The 16,193-nt window shown below is 55.1% G+C and carries 12 protein-coding genes; 1 reads left to right on the top strand and 11 read right to left on the bottom strand.

Translation table 11 applies throughout. The features are described 5' to 3' along the window. Positions 1 to 2: 2 nt before the first annotated feature. Positions 3 to 1,793: a sensor histidine kinase gene (locus BN3795_RS14660; RefSeq protein WP_068785434.1), complete on the bottom strand. Its 1,791-nt coding sequence runs from the start codon at positions 1,791 to 1,793 to the stop codon at positions 3 to 5. Continuing rightward, positions 1,790 to 3,457 (bottom strand): response regulator, encoded by a 1,668-nt coding sequence (locus BN3795_RS14655; RefSeq protein ID WP_068785433.1) that lies wholly within the window; start codon positions 3,455 to 3,457, stop codon positions 1,790 to 1,792. Before BN3795_RS14655 ends, BN3795_RS14660 begins: the two co-directional genes overlap by 4 nt. A gap of 212 nt (positions 3,458 to 3,669) precedes the next feature. Between BN3795_RS14655 and BN3795_RS14650 the strand changes: the two genes are divergently transcribed. Beyond that, entirely contained in the window at positions 3,670 to 4,260 is a 591-nt protein-coding gene (locus BN3795_RS14650; protein ID WP_068785432.1) for a hypothetical protein, read from the top strand. A 299-nt stretch (positions 4,261 to 4,559) separates the two neighbouring features. Here the strand turns inward: BN3795_RS14650 and BN3795_RS14645 are convergent, their stop codons facing one another. The 9 genes from BN3795_RS14645 to BN3795_RS14605 form a co-directional block, all read right to left on the bottom strand. After that, a complete protein-coding gene (locus BN3795_RS14645) occupies positions 4,560 to 5,264 on the bottom strand; it encodes an ABC transporter ATP-binding protein (RefSeq protein WP_068785431.1) in 705 nt (234 codons plus the stop codon). Further along, positions 5,261 to 6,064 (bottom strand): ABC transporter ATP-binding protein, encoded by an 804-nt coding sequence (locus BN3795_RS14640; protein ID WP_068785430.1) that lies wholly within the window; start codon positions 6,062 to 6,064, stop codon positions 5,261 to 5,263. The genes BN3795_RS14645 and BN3795_RS14640 overlap by 4 nt, the downstream gene beginning before the upstream one ends. A 4-nt stretch (positions 6,065 to 6,068) precedes the next feature. Continuing rightward, a complete protein-coding gene (locus tag BN3795_RS14635; RefSeq protein ID WP_068785529.1) occupies positions 6,069 to 7,364 on the bottom strand; it encodes a branched-chain amino acid ABC transporter permease in 1,296 nt (431 codons plus the stop codon). 9 nt (positions 7,365 to 7,373) lie between these two features. Next, positions 7,374 to 8,357, bottom strand: coding sequence for a branched-chain amino acid ABC transporter permease (locus BN3795_RS14630; protein WP_068785429.1), 984 nt, complete (start codon positions 8,355 to 8,357; stop codon positions 7,374 to 7,376). Positions 8,358 to 8,396: 39 nt separating this feature from the next. Continuing rightward, the gene (locus tag BN3795_RS14625) at positions 8,397 to 9,611 is read right to left on the bottom strand and encodes a branched-chain amino acid ABC transporter substrate-binding protein (RefSeq protein WP_068785428.1); all 1,215 of its coding nucleotides are present in this window, start codon (positions 9,609 to 9,611) and stop codon (positions 8,397 to 8,399) included. A gap of 293 nt (positions 9,612 to 9,904) precedes the next feature. After that, positions 9,905 to 10,366, bottom strand: coding sequence for a GNAT family N-acetyltransferase (locus BN3795_RS14620; RefSeq protein WP_068785427.1), 462 nt, complete (start codon positions 10,364 to 10,366; stop codon positions 9,905 to 9,907). 115 nt (positions 10,367 to 10,481) lie between these two features. Further along, positions 10,482 to 12,338 (bottom strand): ABC transporter ATP-binding protein, encoded by a 1,857-nt coding sequence (locus BN3795_RS14615; protein ID WP_232729935.1) that lies wholly within the window; start codon positions 12,336 to 12,338, stop codon positions 10,482 to 10,484. Next, positions 12,335 to 14,104, bottom strand: a complete 1,770-nt coding sequence (locus tag BN3795_RS14610) for an ABC transporter ATP-binding protein (RefSeq protein WP_068785426.1) — start codon at positions 14,102 to 14,104, stop codon at positions 12,335 to 12,337. The genes BN3795_RS14615 and BN3795_RS14610 overlap by 4 nt, the downstream gene beginning before the upstream one ends. Before the next feature lie 251 nt (positions 14,105 to 14,355). Next, on the bottom strand, positions 14,356 to 16,193 hold a 1,838-nt coding region (locus tag BN3795_RS14605), incomplete at its 5' end, for a dynamin family protein (protein ID WP_198524724.1).

Genomic DNA, 16,193 nt, shown 5'->3' with positions numbered 1-16,193 from the left:
CATCATGCCTCCTCCCCGCCTTGTTCCAGTTTCTCCGGCTGTACGGCCGGAATCGTAATCGTCACCGTCGTGCCTTCTTCCGGTTCGCTGTCGAAATGAAGCCCGTAGCCAGCGCCGTAATACAGGGCTATGCGCTCCTGCACGTTGCGTACGCCAACCCCCGACCCGCTTTCGCTGCGCAGGGTTCCGCTAAGCAACTGCTCCACCTTCTCCGGCGACATGCCTATGCCGTTGTCCTGGATGCGGAAGACGAGGTTGTCCCCTTCCAGACGAGCCTCCACAAGGATGAATCCCGCTTCCGCCGATTTTTCGATCCCGTGATGAATCGCGTTTTCGACCAGCGGCTGCAAGATTAGTTTTAGGGTTGAGCATCTCAGCGCAGCTTCATCGGCCCGGATATCATAGCGAAACTTGTTCTTGAACCGAATGGTCTGGATAATTAAATAGTGCCGGACATGCTCCAACTCCTCCTGCACGCTGATAATATGGTTCCCCTTGCTTAAGCTGATTCGGAAAAACCGCGACAACGACGTAATCGTCGTGACGACCTCCTCGTTTCGCCCCAGTTCCGCCAGCCTGGTAACCGAATTCAACGTATTATAGAGGAAATGCGGATTGATCTGCGACTGCAGGACGTCGAGCTCGCTTCTCCGCTTGGCTTCCTGCTCCTGGATGATTTGATCCATCAGCTCGCGAATCCGGCGCAGCATCAGGTTAAACCGTTTGGACAGCTGTTCAACCTCATAAGCGCCGCTCACATAGACATTTGTTCCAAAATCCCCGCGTTCCACCATCTGAACAGAGCGTTCCAGCCTGCGGATCGGCTGGGAGATCCGGGCCGAGACATAAATGCTGATGACCAGGATGATGGCGATCGCGAGAGGCAGAAACCAGGACAAGAAGTTGCCCACTTCCCTTTTGGTCGTCAAAAATTCATCGGCATAAGCAACCCCGACGATTTTCCATCCGGCCGGCTTGACGGTCTGGATGGTGATGATCCGTTGCTCCCCGTCCGACTCGTCAAAATAACGCCCATAGGCGTAATTGAGCACCGGCTCCAGATTTTCGTACTTTAATCCCGCATAAATCAGCTGTTGCTGCGGATGGTATACGATATTTCCCACGGCGTCGATGATGTACACGTACCCCTTCTTGCCCAAGCTGATGCGGCCGCTAAGTTCATCGATGGTGCGGAAGTTGATATCGATCGCCAATACGCCTTGCTTCAGCTTGCCTTGCTCCCGGTAGGTTACCGTCTTGCTCATGGAAACGACCCAGCGGTACTGCCACTTGAACAGGTTCTGGATATGCGGCGGCGTAAACTGCAGCTTCCCGGGGTTCTCCATCGCGGATTCGAACCACAATTGCTCCTGAAGCCGCGTGTTTTGCCGCATCGGGATCGACGGCACATTGCGCACCAGTTCCCCGTCCTCGGTAAACAGCGCCATGGATACCAAGTCCTCCCGCGTACTAAGCACGGTCTCCAGCTGCTCTCCGAGTTGATCGTTCGTAGGCAGATCCGGGACTACGGCAATTTTCTGCTCGACCAGATCAAAAATATCCTGCATCCCGCTGACGTACAGCTCCAGATTCGAATGGACCTGCTCGATGATTTGCTCCAGGCTTAAGTAGGCATTGTCTTCCGCAGCCTGGGAGAAGCGGTTGTAGAGCAAGCTGGTGACCAGCACAACCGCCAGCACGGTAACCGCGAGAGAAGAAACGGAGATGAGCACCTGGATGTTCCGCACATGGAATCCTTGAAGCAGCCGCTTGACGGAACGCCACAGCTTCATGAGCTTCTCGCTCCGGAGCGGTACTCTTTCGGGGAAATGCCGAATTTTTTGCGGAAGCAAAAGCTAAAGTAGTTCGGATCGGCAAATCCAACGCGCTCGGCGATCTCAAAAGCCTTCAAATCCGTCGTCGCGAGCAAGTCCTGCGCGGCATCCATCCGCACGCCCATTAAATAGTTAACAAAGGTGGTCTTCGTCTCTTTCTTGAAGATGTTGCTGAAGTATCCGGTACTGATATGCAAGTGCTGGCATACCTTGGCGATGGAGATCTCATGGTCTCCGTAATGGGCTAAAATGTATTCCTTCGCTTCGTCCACCAGCTTGTTGTAGCTCGATTGCCGGTCGGTGGCGATCGAGTGCTTCAGCTTCATGCAGACGTCCAGGAACCAAGCCTTCGCTTCATCGGCATGCGAGAATTTAACGAACTCCCCCAAGAAGCCGGCCCCTTCACCAAACAATTTGTCGAGATCAACGTGAACGTCCTTGGCGACCTTGATCACTCCCGTCAACATCTCGAGCAGATACACCTGAAAATCCTGATAGGATGCCTTACTGTCAGCCAATGCCGAGAATAGCTCCTCCAACAGAGAGGTCAACTCTTGATCGCTGCCGACTTTCAGGCAACGGACCAGCTCCTTTTCTTTAAGCTCGTCCATAGACAAGGGTACCGTTTGCCGCGTTTCCACATCTTCAATCCAAATGACTTTATTGCCGCCGAGAATTACGCGGTAGTCCAGCGCCTTCACGGCCTCCTCATAGGAGCTGGCAAGCTCGCTGAGATGCTCCACTTCCGAACCGGCGCCAATCGTCACCGTCAGCTTAAGGAAACGCTCCACGCTAAAGCGGATTTCCTCCAATAATTGCAGCGTTCGTTCAGCCAGTTGATCCTTCAGGTTAGGCTCGGCAAGGCTGAGAATCACGACTTCGTCATGATGAATGAACGCCCGATCTCCCGGATGGAGCCGGACGATTTCCTCGGCAATGTTAAATACGGCGAACAGCTGCAGTTGGGTATCGTTCGTATCCTTCAAGGAAACCGACGACGACCTTCCGCTCTCGAATTCCCCTGTCCCGCCCGGTTCCCGCCGGACTGCCGCCGAATCGATACGGATCGCGGATACCAGATAACGGTCACCGCTCAGGTTCAGGTCGTAGTGCTCGCATTTCTCGCGAATCTCGGCCTCCTGCAGCCGCCGGGAGACCAGCGAGGATAAGAACAAGCTTTGCAGAATCGGCAGATTTTTGCGGTAATGCTCGGTTAACAGCTGCACATTTTCCTTCTCGGCCATTTCCTCATCCAGCTGCCATTTTACCTTCTGCAGGATCTCAGCCAGCTCCCCCGCCGAAAACGGTTTCAACACATATTCGTCGATGCCCAGACGGATGGCCTTCTGCGCATATTCGAACTCTTCATAACCGGTTAAAATGATAATTTTCGTCGCCGGGTATTGTTCACGAATCCACTCGGAGAGCTGCAAGCCGCTCATAAACGGCATTTGAATATCCGTCACAACGACATCCGGCGTATGCTTCTCAACGAGCTCGGCCGCTTCCCTGCCGTTCTCCGCCGTCTCCATCACGGCGTAACCCAGACTTCCCCAATCGATCAGACTTAGCAAGCCTTCCCGAACGTCTTCTTCGTCATCGGCCAATATCAACTTATACATCGATGGACCATCCTCTTCTATGCCCTGATTTCCCCCCGATTTTATCCTATCGGTTCGCAAAAGTAAATTGCGGTCACACCGAAAGGCGGGAAGGGACCAAGACCTTAGTCCAGTTAATTTTCCGCCTTCGGTCCGTTTTGGGATTCCCATAAACCAAGTACCATGTTATTATCCAAAGGAACTATCATCAACTCTAAATGGTGGTCAAATTTATGAACAATGAAATGAAAATTTACGTCCTGCTAAGCAATCCGAAGACATGGGTTGCCAAAATGATCGGACTCTATACCCGTGCACCTTACAATCACGCCTCCATCGCATTTGATTCCGAACTGCGGGAGGTCTACAGCTTCGGACGCAAACATCCGGTCATTCCCATCTTCGGCGGCTTCGTCAAGGAGGATATTCACAGCGGTGTGTTCGAAAAAGCGAACTGCGCCGTATACAGCTACAGGGTTAGCGCGGAGAGCTACTTGCGTATGAGGAATTTCGTGAAAAATTTCGAAGATCACGACGAACTTTACACTTACAACTTTCTGGGGTTATTGGGCGTTGTGCTCAACATGGAGCTTGGCGGAGAGAACTCCTACTTCTGTTCCGAGTTCGTGAGCCGCGTATTTCAGGAAGCGGGGGTCAAGCTGTTGGATAAAGCCGCGAGATTAACGACCCCATCCGATCTCTCCGACTGCTCGCAGCTCCAGCTCGAGTTCCGCGGGCGCCTCGAAACGTATCGAGAGCAACACTGCTATTCGCGCCGAACCGCATTGGCGTATGAGCAAAGCCGGTACTATGCGGCGAATTAATGAGATTAGCGTTATTTCTTCCCCTTATCGTGTGGAACGGTATTCATGCTTGATCAAAACCAAATAAGCGACATCAGCCCTCTAAAAAATATAAATAAGTCTAAAAAAAGTACAGAAATAAAACACAAACCACGTAGTAGGTACTGCGTGGTTTGTGTTTCCTCGGTGTGCATCTACAGGTTCCGGTTCTCTGTGTTCCTTCACACGATTATCCCTTTTGATAAGGAGGAGATAACCGGGATCATCGCGCAAAACGCCGGAAAACGATGTTGATCCTACGCGAGACGTGCCGCATACGGTCATGCCAGATAAGCTTCCTTGACCTGCTCGTTGGCGAGCAGCATATCGGCCTCGTCCTCCATCAGGATTTCGCCGGTTTGCATCACGTAGCCGCGGTGGGCGATTTGCAAAGCCTGAAAAGCGTTTTGTTCGACGAGCAGCACGGTCATCCCTTCGCGATTAAGCTGCTGGATGATCTCAAAGATTTGCTCGACGATGATCGGCGCAAGCCCCATCGACGGTTCGTCCAACAGCAATATTCTCGGCTGCATCATCATCGCCCGGCCGATGGCCAGCATTTGCTGCTCCCCGCCGCTCATCGTTCCGCCGGTTTGCGTCAGCCTCTCCCGGAGCCGGGGGAAATGGTCGAACACCCTCTCCATCCGCTGCTTGATCGTCTTTTTGTCCCTGACGGAAAAAGCTCCCATCTCCAGGTTCTCTTTCACCGTCAGCCTTGGGAAAATCCGCCGTCCCTCCGGCACATGCGCGATGCCTTCCAACGCCGCCCGATGCGGCGGCAAGGTTGACATCTCGGTGCCGTTAAAACGGATGGTGCCGGTCGTATTCACTTGGCCGCAAATCGCCTTGAGCGTGGTGGACTTTCCGGCCCCGTTCGAGCCGATCAGCGAAACGATCTCCCCCTCTTCCACGGTCAAGCTAACCCCTTTTAGCGCTTCAATCGCCCCATAATAGGCATGAACCTCTCTCAGCTCCAGCAAGCTCATGAGATCACCTCGACTCGTACGCTGGTATCGCCCTGAATCGCGCTCTTGCCGAGGTAAGCTTCGATCACCTTCGGGTGCGAGCGAATATGGTCCGGCCCGCCTTCGGCAATTTTCGTTCCGTAATCCAAGACGAGGATGTGCTCGGCTAACTCCATCACCAACTTCATGTCATGTTCGATCAGGATGACCGTCATTCCGGTATCCTCCTGAATCCGCCGGATCAACCCGATCAGCTCGGCCGTCTCGCGCGGATTCATGCCGGCGGCCGGTTCATCCAGCAGCAGCACCTTCGGCTTCGCCGCCAGCGCCCGGGCGATCTCCAGCCGCCGCTGGGCGCCGTACGGCAAGTTCGCCGCCTGCTCGTTCAGCCATTCCTGCAAGCCGACGAATTCCAGCAGACGGTAAGCCTCTTGGTGCACCGCTTCCTCCTCATGCCGGGCGGCTGGCAGCGAGAGCAAAGCGCTGACGATTCCCGCCTTCAGATGGATATGCATGCCGACCATGACATTTTCCAGCACGGTCATGCTGCCGAAGAGGCGGATGTTCTGGAACGTCCGGGCGATCCCCCGGCTGACGATCTGATGGGGTTTGACCCCCACGATGGACGTTCCGTCCAGTTCGATCGTGCCTTCATCCGGCGTATAGATGCCGGTAATCATATTGAAGAACGTGGTTTTCCCGGCCCCATTGGGACCGATCACGGCGGAGATTTTGCCCCGGGGAAACGCGAAGTCCACGCCCCCGACCGCCGTTAACCCGCCGAAGCGCTTGACCAGCTTGCTGACCTTCAGAATCGTCATGAACCTACACCTCCGCTTTTCCGCTTTGTGGATTGGCCGGCGGCCCGACGGACAACGTCTTGTCGGAACGCAGCGCCTTCAACCGCACGGGATCCACCTGCTTGTTCTTGGCGGTGATCAGGCCGTTCGGCCTGAAGATGGCGACGAGAACCAGGATGGCGCCGAAGATCAAGCGCTGCATCTTGGACGGCGAGATCGAGGCGGGAAGCTGAATGATCCCCTGCAGCGATAACTGGTTTAACCAATTGGTCAGCTCCGTAAGCACCTGCAAATTCAGGATCGTCACCAAAGCCGCCCCGAGAATGACGCCGGGCACGCTGCCCATGCCGCCCAGCAGCACCATGACCAGAATCGTGATCGATTCGATCAGCGTAAAGCTGGTCGGATCGATAAAGGTCTGCTTGGCCGCAAATACCACGCCCATCATGCCGGAAAAAGAGGCGCCGATGGCAAAGGCGGTCAGCTTGGTGCGGATGAGCGGAATGCCCATGGATTGCGCGGCGATTTCATTCTCTCGAATCGCCTTCCACGCCCGCCCGAGCCGGGAATGCTCCAAGCGTTTGACGCTGAAAATCACGATTCCCAAAATAAAGAGGACGATAAAGTAAAACTGGTTCGGAAACGTAAACGAAAGGCCAAACAAGCTCGGCGGCGTGATCGAAGACAACCCCATCGCCCCGTTCGTAATATTCACCGGTTTATCCAGATTGTTGAAGATGATCCGGATAATCTCCCCGAACCCCAGCGTTACGATCGCCAGATAGTCGCCCTTGACCCGCAGGACCGGTAAACCAAGCAGCAGCCCGAATAGCGCAGCCATAAATCCGCCGAGCACAATGAAGATCCAGAATGCGCCCCCGGGCAGCGGAAACAGGTTGCCGGAGATAAACTCGTTCGCCTGTGGCGTGGCAAAGATAGCGTACGTATAAGCGCCAACCGCAAAGAAAGCCACAAAGCCGAGATCGAGCAGTCCGGCGAACCCGACCACGATGTTAAGCCCTAACGCCATCGCGATGTAAATGCCGCACTGTGTAGCCACTTCCATATATGACTGATGAGCCGGGCCACCGGAGGTCGCAAGCGGAATCACCCCCACCAGAAGCACCGCGCCGATCAACCATTTCACAGAGGGCCGGAAGGTCGTCAAATACAGCAGCAATAAAGAACCGAGCAGCAGCAGAAAAGCAATCACTGATTTATTCGAGAAATATACGCTGGCCGCCGTGATAAGGACAAACAACGTCAATAACAAAGCTTGCGCGGGTTTGCTGCGCTCCAACCAGAGCTTAAGCTGATTCATAGCGATCACCTACACTTTCTCTTTCACGGCTTTGCCGAACAACCCTTCCGGCTTGAAGATCAACACCGCGATCAGGATCAGAAAAGCGACGACGTCCTTATACTCCCCGCCAAGCGCGCCGCCGGTCAAGACCGACAGGTTGGCCGACGAGAACATTTCCAGCACGCCGATGAACAACCCGCCGAACATGGCGCCCCGGATATTGCCGATCCCGCCGAGAACCGCCGCGGTGAAAGCCTTCATCCCGAGGATAAAGCCGATATAAGGATCGATGGTTCCGTACTGTTGGGCGAACAGGACGCCGGTCCCGCCACCAAGCGCCGATCCGATAAAGAAAGTCAAAGCGATCACCTTGTTCACGTTAATGGACATCAGCGACGCCGTTTCCCGGTCCTGGGCTACGGCCCGCATGGCCGTGCCCCATTTGGTGCGATTGACGAAAAAATCGAGCCCCACCATTAAAACGACAGCCACAACCACGACGATGATCGTATTCATCTTCAGAAACGCATCGTCAAACCCGCTCCACAAGGAAGAGGCGCCCAACTTCAAGTTCTCGCCGTACAATGAAATGCCGGTGACGATAAAATTCCCTGTCCGGATATCCGCGATAAATCGGACGATATCCTGCAGCAGGAAGGACACCCCGATCGCCGAGATCAGCGAGATGAGCTTCGGAGCCCGGCGGAGCGGCCGGTAGGCCACCCGCTCGATGCCGATCCCGAGCAGCCCGGTCGACAGCATCGCCGTCGCCAGGATGAGGAAGTAAGCAAGTCCGGCGGGCAGCCCGGTCAACCATCCTGCCGAATTCATCGTCAGCAGGGCGGCGGTGCCCACAAACGCGCCGGTCATAAAGATTTCCCCATGTGCAAAATTGATGAATTCGAGGATGCCGTATACCATCGTATAGCCGATAGCCACCACCGCGTATACCGCGCCCAAGGTCAATCCGTCCACCAAAACCTGGGGGAGTGTTTGCAGGATCATATCCATAAGTCCTAACCCCTTCTGCGTTATTGCCGAAACCCAAGATCACTTCGGCTGTTCAATTTCCGATACCATCGTGCCAGGGTAGGTTGACGTTTCGAATTTATAGATAAAAACCTTGGCGAACTCGTTATCGCCCTTGTCGTCGAAGCTGACCTTGGTCGCGATGCCCTCGAAATCGGTTGTAGCCCGGACCGCGTCGCGAACCTGCTCGCGGGTTGGCAGCTTGCCGCCGTTCGCTTCAATCGCTTTCTTCACCGCGTCCAGAATCACATTCATCGAATCATAGGCATACGCCGAATAATTTTCTACGGATTTGCCGAACTTCGCTTGATATTGGTCCGCCCATTCCTTATTGGACTTCGTGACGTCCGTCGACACGGAGCTGTAAGCGACTTCGGTCAACTTATCGCCGGCGATGTCCACCATCCCCGACGAATCCAGCGCGTCCCCGCCCATGATCGGCACCGTGATGCCCTTCTCGCGGGCCTGTTTGACGATCAGCCCGGCCTCCGCATACATGCCGCCGAAGAAAATAAAGTCCGGCTTCTTGCTAAGCACCTGGTTCAGCACCCCGTTAAAATCCTTCTCCCCGACCGTGATGCCCTCATAACCGGCGATCGTGGCTCCGAGTTCTTCGGCCGCGCTGCGGAAAGCGTCGGCCAACCCTTGCCCATAAGCCGTTTTATCCTGGATGACGAAAATCTGTTTCGCTCCGACCGTTTTCACGGCATATTCAGCGCCCGCCGGTCCCTGGAAGTCGTCGCGGGCGACGATGCGGTTGGCCACCTGGAGTTTGCGGTCGGTGAAGTCGGTCGCCGTGCTGGCCGGGGAGACCATCGGAATCCCGTACTTCTCGTACACGACCGAGCTCGGAATCGAGACTCCGGAGTTCAAATGCCCGAGCACCGCCAAGATCGCCTGATCGGCACCGATTAATTCGGAATTGGCAACCCCTTTCTTCGAATCGCCCTGGTCGTCGTAAGGCACGAACTGCAAGTCAAATCCGAGTTCCTTAAATTCCGCCTGGCGTTCCTCCAGCGCCATCTGCCCCCCGAGCTTGATCGATTCCCCTTGAATCGCCGAGCCCCCGGACAACGGGGATTGCGAAGCGATTTTGATAACCTGGGTTTCACCGCCAGCCGTGGCAGCATTCCCGCCAGCAGGTTTAACTTCTTTTCCAGACGAACCGCATGCCGAGAGCAACCCGATAAACAAAGCAACGCTGGCCAGCATGGCAAAACTTTTTTTCCCCTTCATACCCATCCTCCTCATATCGATCCTTTTCCCTGGGTTAAACCCCATTCAACGTTATATACATGTCATGTATACAAACATTTTGCTGTCGTATCACTGTTTGCGTGTGAGTATTCATAACATTTGTGAATAACCTTACTCTATCGACTACAAGAAACTACGCTTTTCTACTCAACCTCTCGATAAGAATGTTATTTTATTTCACAAATCCTTTTCGCACTTCCTTCAACAAACACAAAAAAGCCCCACCCTCAACAGGGCGGAGCCAAACATACAACTTCGTGCAAATGGATTATTTAGATTTGATGTAAAGGTTTATTCATCCGGTAGCCGGTGCAGCTAAAGCCGCAATGTTCATAGAACGTTTTGGCGGACAGATGGTTCTCGCGGGCTGTGGAGAGCACCAGATCCGTGCTGCCCCGTTCGCAGGCCCACTTCTCCGCCGCTTCGATCAATCGTCTCCCAATCCCCGTCCTGCGGTGTTTCTCGTCCACAACCAAAGCCGTGATCCGAGTCACCGGTCTAGACATATCATGCGTCTGATGCTGCTTGAGAAATGCGGTCCCAACGACCACACCATCGAGTTCCGCAACTAGATTACCTAGCAGCAATTGGCTTTCCAGCATTGCTAAACGTTCTTTCAGCACACTTGCCGTCATCGGGTAACGCAACTGACGCATTAAAGGAAGCATGTGTTGAACATCGTCGCAACAAGCGTTGCGAATGACCAAAGCCGGAGCGAACGCCTCAATACTCAATTGGACCAAACCACCTTTATTTAATTTGCCAATAACAATCCTACTCTATTTTCCGGCTTTATGGGCAAGATTGCAATAGTTCTTATTAAAAATGTAAAGATTTTTCGATAAAAAGTTACAAATACCGAAATTGAGCCTCAACTAATCCGGAATAGATTCCCTTTCGTTCCATAAGCTCCCGGTGAGTGCCCGACTCTTTGATCTCTCCATGGTCCAAAACGATGATTTTGTCGGCGCTGCGAATGGTAGAGAGCCGGTGCGCTACGATAAATGAAGTTCTCCCCTTAAGCAGCACCTTCAAGGCGTCCTGGATTTTCAATTCGGTTTCTGTATCGATGCTGGCCGTCGCCTCATCAAGGATCAGAATCCGCGGATTGGCCAGCAGGGCCCGGGCGAACGACAGCAACTGCCGCTGTCCCATCGACAGGACATTCCCGCGTTCCTCCACCTCCGTATCGTAACCGGCGGGCAGCTTCATGATGAAATCATGGGCATCGACCGCCCTGGCCGCAGCTTCTACTTCCTCATCCGTGGCTTCCAGCCGCCCGAAGCGGATGTTGTCCCGAATCGTTCCCGAGAAGATGAACGTATCCTGCAGAACCACCCCAATTTGGCTGCGAAGACTCTGAACGGTGACATCGCGAATGTCATGGCCATCGATCAACACCGAACCGCCGCTGGGGTCGTAAAACCGGCTGAGCAGGTTGATGATCGTGCTTTTTCCCGAGCCCGTATGACCGACGAGCGCGATTGACTGGCCGGGGGAAACTTCCAGATCGATGCCTTTTAAGGCCGGGCGTCCTTTCTCATATTCAAACACGACCTGTTGAAAGCGGATCTCCCCGGTGATGGCCGGCAGCGGCTTCGCCCCCGGTTTATCCTTAATATGGGGTTCCTCGTCAATAAACTCGAAAATCCGTTCCGAAGAGGCCATCGCCACCAGCAATTGGTTATACATTTGTCCAAGGCGGTTGATCGGATCCCAGAAGTTGCCCACGTAGTTGCTGAATGCCACCAACAAACCGATGGTCAGTTCACCGGACTGAATCAAGTACACGCCCAGCACGAACAGCACAAACGTGCCGATCCCCCCGGTGATTTCAATCAGCGGGCCAAACCCCTGGTTCATGGCCGACGCTTTGTCCCACGACTTCTTGCTGCTCAGGTTCATCGAATCAAAGTAACGCATATTCTCCCGCTCTTGCGTATACGCTTGGGTGACGCGGATGCCCTGGATCGATTCGTTCAAGTGGGAGTTAATCCGCGAGTTCTTCATGCGAACCTCCTGCCAGGCCAAGCGGATCTTCTGCCGCAGCTTGGTGGAGATCAGGAACATGATCGGTACGGTAATCATCACCGCAAGCCCCAGCTTCCAGTTGATCAGCAGCAAAATCACAACGATGCCGGCCAGCTGCACGCAGTCGATCATTAGATTGACGACCCCGTTCGTGAACAGCTCCTGCAGGGAGTTGACGTCATTGGTCACCCGCACCAGCACTGAACCGGCCGGGCGTTTGTCAAAGAAATGAAACGACAGCTTCTGGATATGCTGAAACAAATCGGCGCGCAGGTCATAGATCACTTTCTGACCGATGATATTCGTATATTTAATCCGGTACACGCCGGAGGCCCATTGAATCAAGTACAATACGAGGACGGCGGCAGTGAGGCCATACAGCAGCGTTAAGCTGGTTTGGCCGTTCTCCGGCGCGATCGCCCGGTCGATAGCCAGACTCGTCAAATAGGGCACAGCCAGCTTCGTCACTGTACCAAGCACCGTCATCAGGATGATCAAGGGCAACATCTGTTTGGCATAGGGGATCATGTAGGCAAAGAGCCGGCGGAATTGCTGCCAATCAAACGCTTTGTCGATGACCTCATCGTCCTGGTAGACGAACCGCTCCTCGATTTTCCCGCGAAGCGTGTCCTTGTCGGATCCAGGTTCTCGCCTGGTTGCCGTTTGTGTATTCATGAGTTCCCCTCCCCTTCACCAGTTGCATTACCTGCCAAATGGTCCGCGTATTGAATCCGGTATACGTCCCGGTACGGACCGGGGGCTTCGATCAACTCCTCGTGCTTCCCGCGTTGCACAACCCGACCTTCGTTTAAGACAAGAATCTCATCGGCATGCCGCAGGGAAGAAATTCGGTGCGCGATAATAAACGTCGTTCGCCCCCGCATGACCTCCTGAAAGCCGGACTGGATTTCCTGCTCGGTCTCCATGTCCACCGCGCTGGTGGCATCGTCCAAAATGAGGATTTTCGGATTCTTGAGCAAAGCGCGAGCAATGGCGATCCGTTGCTTCTGCCCGCCGGACAATCCAAGCCCCCGTTCCCCGACCACCGTGTCGTACCCATCCGGCAGCTCCATGATAAAATCGTGGGCTTTGGCCAGTTGAGCCGCGCGAATAATCTCCTCCATAGATACATCGGTCATTCCGTAAGCGATATTCCCTTTGATCGTCGACGAGAACAGGAATGTCTCCTGAAACACCGTGGCGATTTGACTGCGCAGGCTGCGCACGCTAAGCTCCCGAAGGTCTCGGCCGTCCAGGCGAATATGACCTTTGTTCACGTCATAGGCGCGCATTAACAGCTGGATGATCGTCGATTTGCCGGAGCCGGTGCCCCCGAGGAATCCGATCACCGAACCGGGCGGAGCATGGAAGTCGATGTCGACCACGGCGGGCATTTTATTCCCGTAAGCGAACGTCACGCGCTCGAATCGAACCTCGCCGCGAACCTGTGCCGGATCAAGCTCTACCGCCTGCTCTTCATCCTTGACGTCGATCGGTTGATTTAAAATTTCCAGCACCCGTTCTCCGGACGCCTTCGATTGTGTGTAGTTATTAATATGGAACCCCAGGCCCCACATAGGCCCTATAATAAACCAGATCAAACTGAAGAAAGCGACCAGATCGCCGAGCGACAGCTGCCCCTGGATTACCAGGGTCCCTCCGACCGACAGAAGCACCGCTACGCTGATGGATGCCAGCAGTTCCATCACGGGAAAGAACTTGCTCCAAAGCGTAGCCGCGAAAATCTGGTTATCCTTATACCGTTCGTTCCGGTGCGAGAACTTTTCTACCTCATGCGGCTCCCGGGCGAATGATTTGACGGTACGCACGCCGGTTACGTTCTCCTGCACCGCCGTCGTTAAGGAACTCAGCGCCTGACGCATTTCCTGAAAGGCCGGATGAATTTTCGACTCGAATTTCAGGGCCACCCCGGCCAGAAAAGGAATCGTGATCATCGTCACTAANGTTAGCTGCCAGTGAAAAGACAGCATGACCGCCGATCCAAAGGTGACCATCAGGATGAGATTCAGCAGCTGGGCGAAGCCGAACCCGACGAAGTTGCGAATCGCTTCCAAATCCCCGGTCAGTCGCGACATTAAGTCCCCGGTCTTGGCCGTATCGTAATATCGGAACGATAAAAACTGCAGCTTCTCGTAGCAGGCATTACGCAGCCGATAGGCGAGATAGTTCCCCAGCCGCCCGCCGAAAAAACCATGCAGAAACTGCAGGAGCGCCTTCACGGCCACCACGGAAACCGCCGTTGCCGCGATCCATACCACCTCTCCGTAATTGCCCGGCCGTATCACATCGTCAATGAGCTTACGCAGCAGCATCGGGTAGACTAAACCCAGCCCGGTTGCGGCCGCCAAACAAACAATCGACAACACCAAGTAATTCAACCTTGCCTGGTAATAGTCCCGCAGTTGCCTGAGAACCTCCATGTCTCTCCTCCTACACCGTTTCTTGGATTAAACTGCAAAGTAACCGCCAATCCCCAAGGTTTTGGACGTCTGGGCGCGATGTCCGCGAGCTCTGACCGAACGCCACAAAACCTGTCACAGCCTGAAAGCATGCGCTTACATGGCTTTGGCTCCTTGCAGTTTAACATCAGGAATTTTCCGCGGCAAAGCGAAGAAAAGCCTAATATCCCTTGAATTTGGAATATTAGGCCTCTATCCCGGGTTAAACCGGCTTATCTGTCATAAAAAGCTTCCATTTCCTCCACATCCCGCCCGATTTGATCGAGGATGCTCTTCCAATGGGCGAGCTCCTCCGGAGTCGCTTTGGAACCCCGGATACTTTGTTCCCACTCCGCCCAAAGCCCGCGGAAAGTTGCGGCAGTCTGTTGCTTCCGAAGCGCAATTTCGCGTTCGTAATGCTCCCGGAAATTCGCCTCCATTCTCTCGGCGATCTCCTTCAGCTTGGCAAGCAAGGGTTCCTCGAGTTTGGCCCGCAGTTGCAGGCGCCCGCCTCCTTCAAAGAAGGATTTCGGATTTTTGAAGAAGGGCCAGTACGTCTCCGGCGATAGCGTCCCGCTGTCCAGCACCCCTTCCGGGATCACCGGCGTATTCCAGTTCGCATCGCTTCTCGAGTAACCGAGCGGCATTTCCAGCGCGGTCTCATACCGGCGGCACCAAGCTTCCGCCTCGCGTTGAAGCAGCCCCTCCGCCTTGCGCTCCAGACGCAGCGTTGTGGCGAGCAATTCCCGCTCCAATTCGCCCGAAACCTGATCCAACCAGCCGCGCATCGCGACGGTAAAGTTGCGTTTCAGCGGACCGTTATGCTCCTGCAGCAGCGAAGGGTGGAAGAATTCGGCGAACAGCTCCAGCGCCTGCAGCCGAACTCGCTGTACGACGTGGAATAGCAGCTCGGCATTCTCCTGCCCCCACTCCCGGCTGATATCGACTTGGACGAACTCATCAACCGCCTGATCGAACACCTCCCGCCGTTCGTGCAGTGCGGCGAGCTGTTGTTCTGCGTTCTCCGCCTGTTGCCCCGCCGCCTCGGTCCATTTCAACAGCCGTTCGTACAGCTGCTTGAGCTGCGCGGCTGCGGACGAGACGGCAAGGTTCCCCAAATCCTGCTCCAGAAAGGCGGAGAACCGTTGCCGGAACCGGGAGAAACCCGGGTCGCCTGCGGCGTTCTCCCGGCCTGCGGCCATCGCCCGCATGCTGGATACGGCATACACGTTCGGCTGCTGAATGCCAGCCGTTCGAAGGCCGTCCCGCACATGTTCCACGACGGCAGTCAGCTCCTCCTCTGAAGCCGCAAGGTCTGCGGCATTGACCACAAAGAACATTTTATCGAGGGCAAAGCTGCCCTTCATTCGTCCGAGCTGGCTCAACAGCTGCTTGTCGGCGCGGGAAAACGCATGATTGTAATACGTCACGAATAGGATCGCATCGGAGTCCTTCATATATTGGAACGTGACGCCCGTATGGCGGGCATGGATCGAATCCGCCCCCGGCGTATCCACCAAGACGATACCTTGTTCCGTTAACGGACAACTGTAGTACAAATCGATCTCCGCTACGAAGCAGGCCTTCGTCTCATTGGCGGCGTAGCTGCGGAACAGCTCCGCCTCCACGACCTCCACTTGCCCAAGCCGTTCGGCTGATTCCGCCCATCCGGCGGCTGCAGCCTTCAGGAAGCTGTAATGCGCGCGACCGGCCGCCGGAATGTCTTCAGGCTTCAAGCGCCGCACCGTCTCCAGCCAGGCCGTCTCCGACCAGGTCCCCAAGCCGAGGGCTTGGAAGGAATAGGCCAGGTCCTCGCGAATCGCCTCGGCGCTCTTGAATTTGACGGCGGCCGTGTGATGGCGCTGCCCGCCGGCCGGCGCCATCACACGGATGATCGCTGCGGTCGTCGGATGCGGCGAGACGGGCAGCACGGCTTCGCCCAGCAAGGAGCTGGCGAAGGACGATTTCCCGGCGCTGAACGCTCCGAACAGCGCCACGGTGAAGACGCCGCCGCGCAGCTCGGCGGCGCGCCGGGTCAGCTCCCGCACCCCGGTCCCGAAGGCCGGGTGGG

The sequence above is a fragment of the Paenibacillus phocaeensis genome (genome assembly GCF_900021165.1).
In the GTDB taxonomy this organism is placed as follows: Bacteria; Bacillota; Bacilli; order Paenibacillales; family Paenibacillaceae; genus Fontibacillus; species Fontibacillus phocaensis.
This window is presented reverse-complemented; position numbering and strand designations above follow the sequence as displayed.

Excerpts from the sequence above, each read along its gene's own strand:
- BN3795_RS14660 (WP_068785434.1), bottom strand. The coding sequence starts at position 1,793 with ATGAAGCTGTGGCGTTCCGTCAAGCGGCTGCTTCAAGGATTCCATGTG.
- BN3795_RS14655 (WP_068785433.1), bottom strand. The coding sequence starts at position 3,457 with ATGTATAAGTTGATATTGGCCGATGACGAAGAAGACGTTCGGGAAGGC.
- BN3795_RS14650 (WP_068785432.1), top strand. The coding sequence starts at position 3,670 with ATGAACAATGAAATGAAAATTTACGTCCTGCTAAGCAATCCGAAGACA.
- BN3795_RS14645 (WP_068785431.1), bottom strand. The coding sequence starts at position 5,264 with ATGAGCTTGCTGGAGCTGAGAGAGGTTCATGCCTATTATGGGGCGATT.
- BN3795_RS14640 (WP_068785430.1), bottom strand. The coding sequence starts at position 6,064 with ATGACGATTCTGAAGGTCAGCAAGCTGGTCAAGCGCTTCGGCGGGTTA.
- BN3795_RS14635 (WP_068785529.1), bottom strand. The coding sequence starts at position 7,364 with ATGAATCAGCTTAAGCTCTGGTTGGAGCGCAGCAAACCCGCGCAAGCT.
- BN3795_RS14630 (WP_068785429.1), bottom strand. The coding sequence starts at position 8,357 with ATGGATATGATCCTGCAAACACTCCCCCAGGTTTTGGTGGACGGATTG.
- BN3795_RS14625 (WP_068785428.1), bottom strand. The coding sequence starts at position 9,611 with ATGAAGGGGAAAAAAAGTTTTGCCATGCTGGCCAGCGTTGCTTTGTTT.
- BN3795_RS14615 (WP_232729935.1), bottom strand. The coding sequence starts at position 12,338 with ATGAATACACAAACGGCAACCAGGCGAGAACCTGGATCCGACAAGGAC.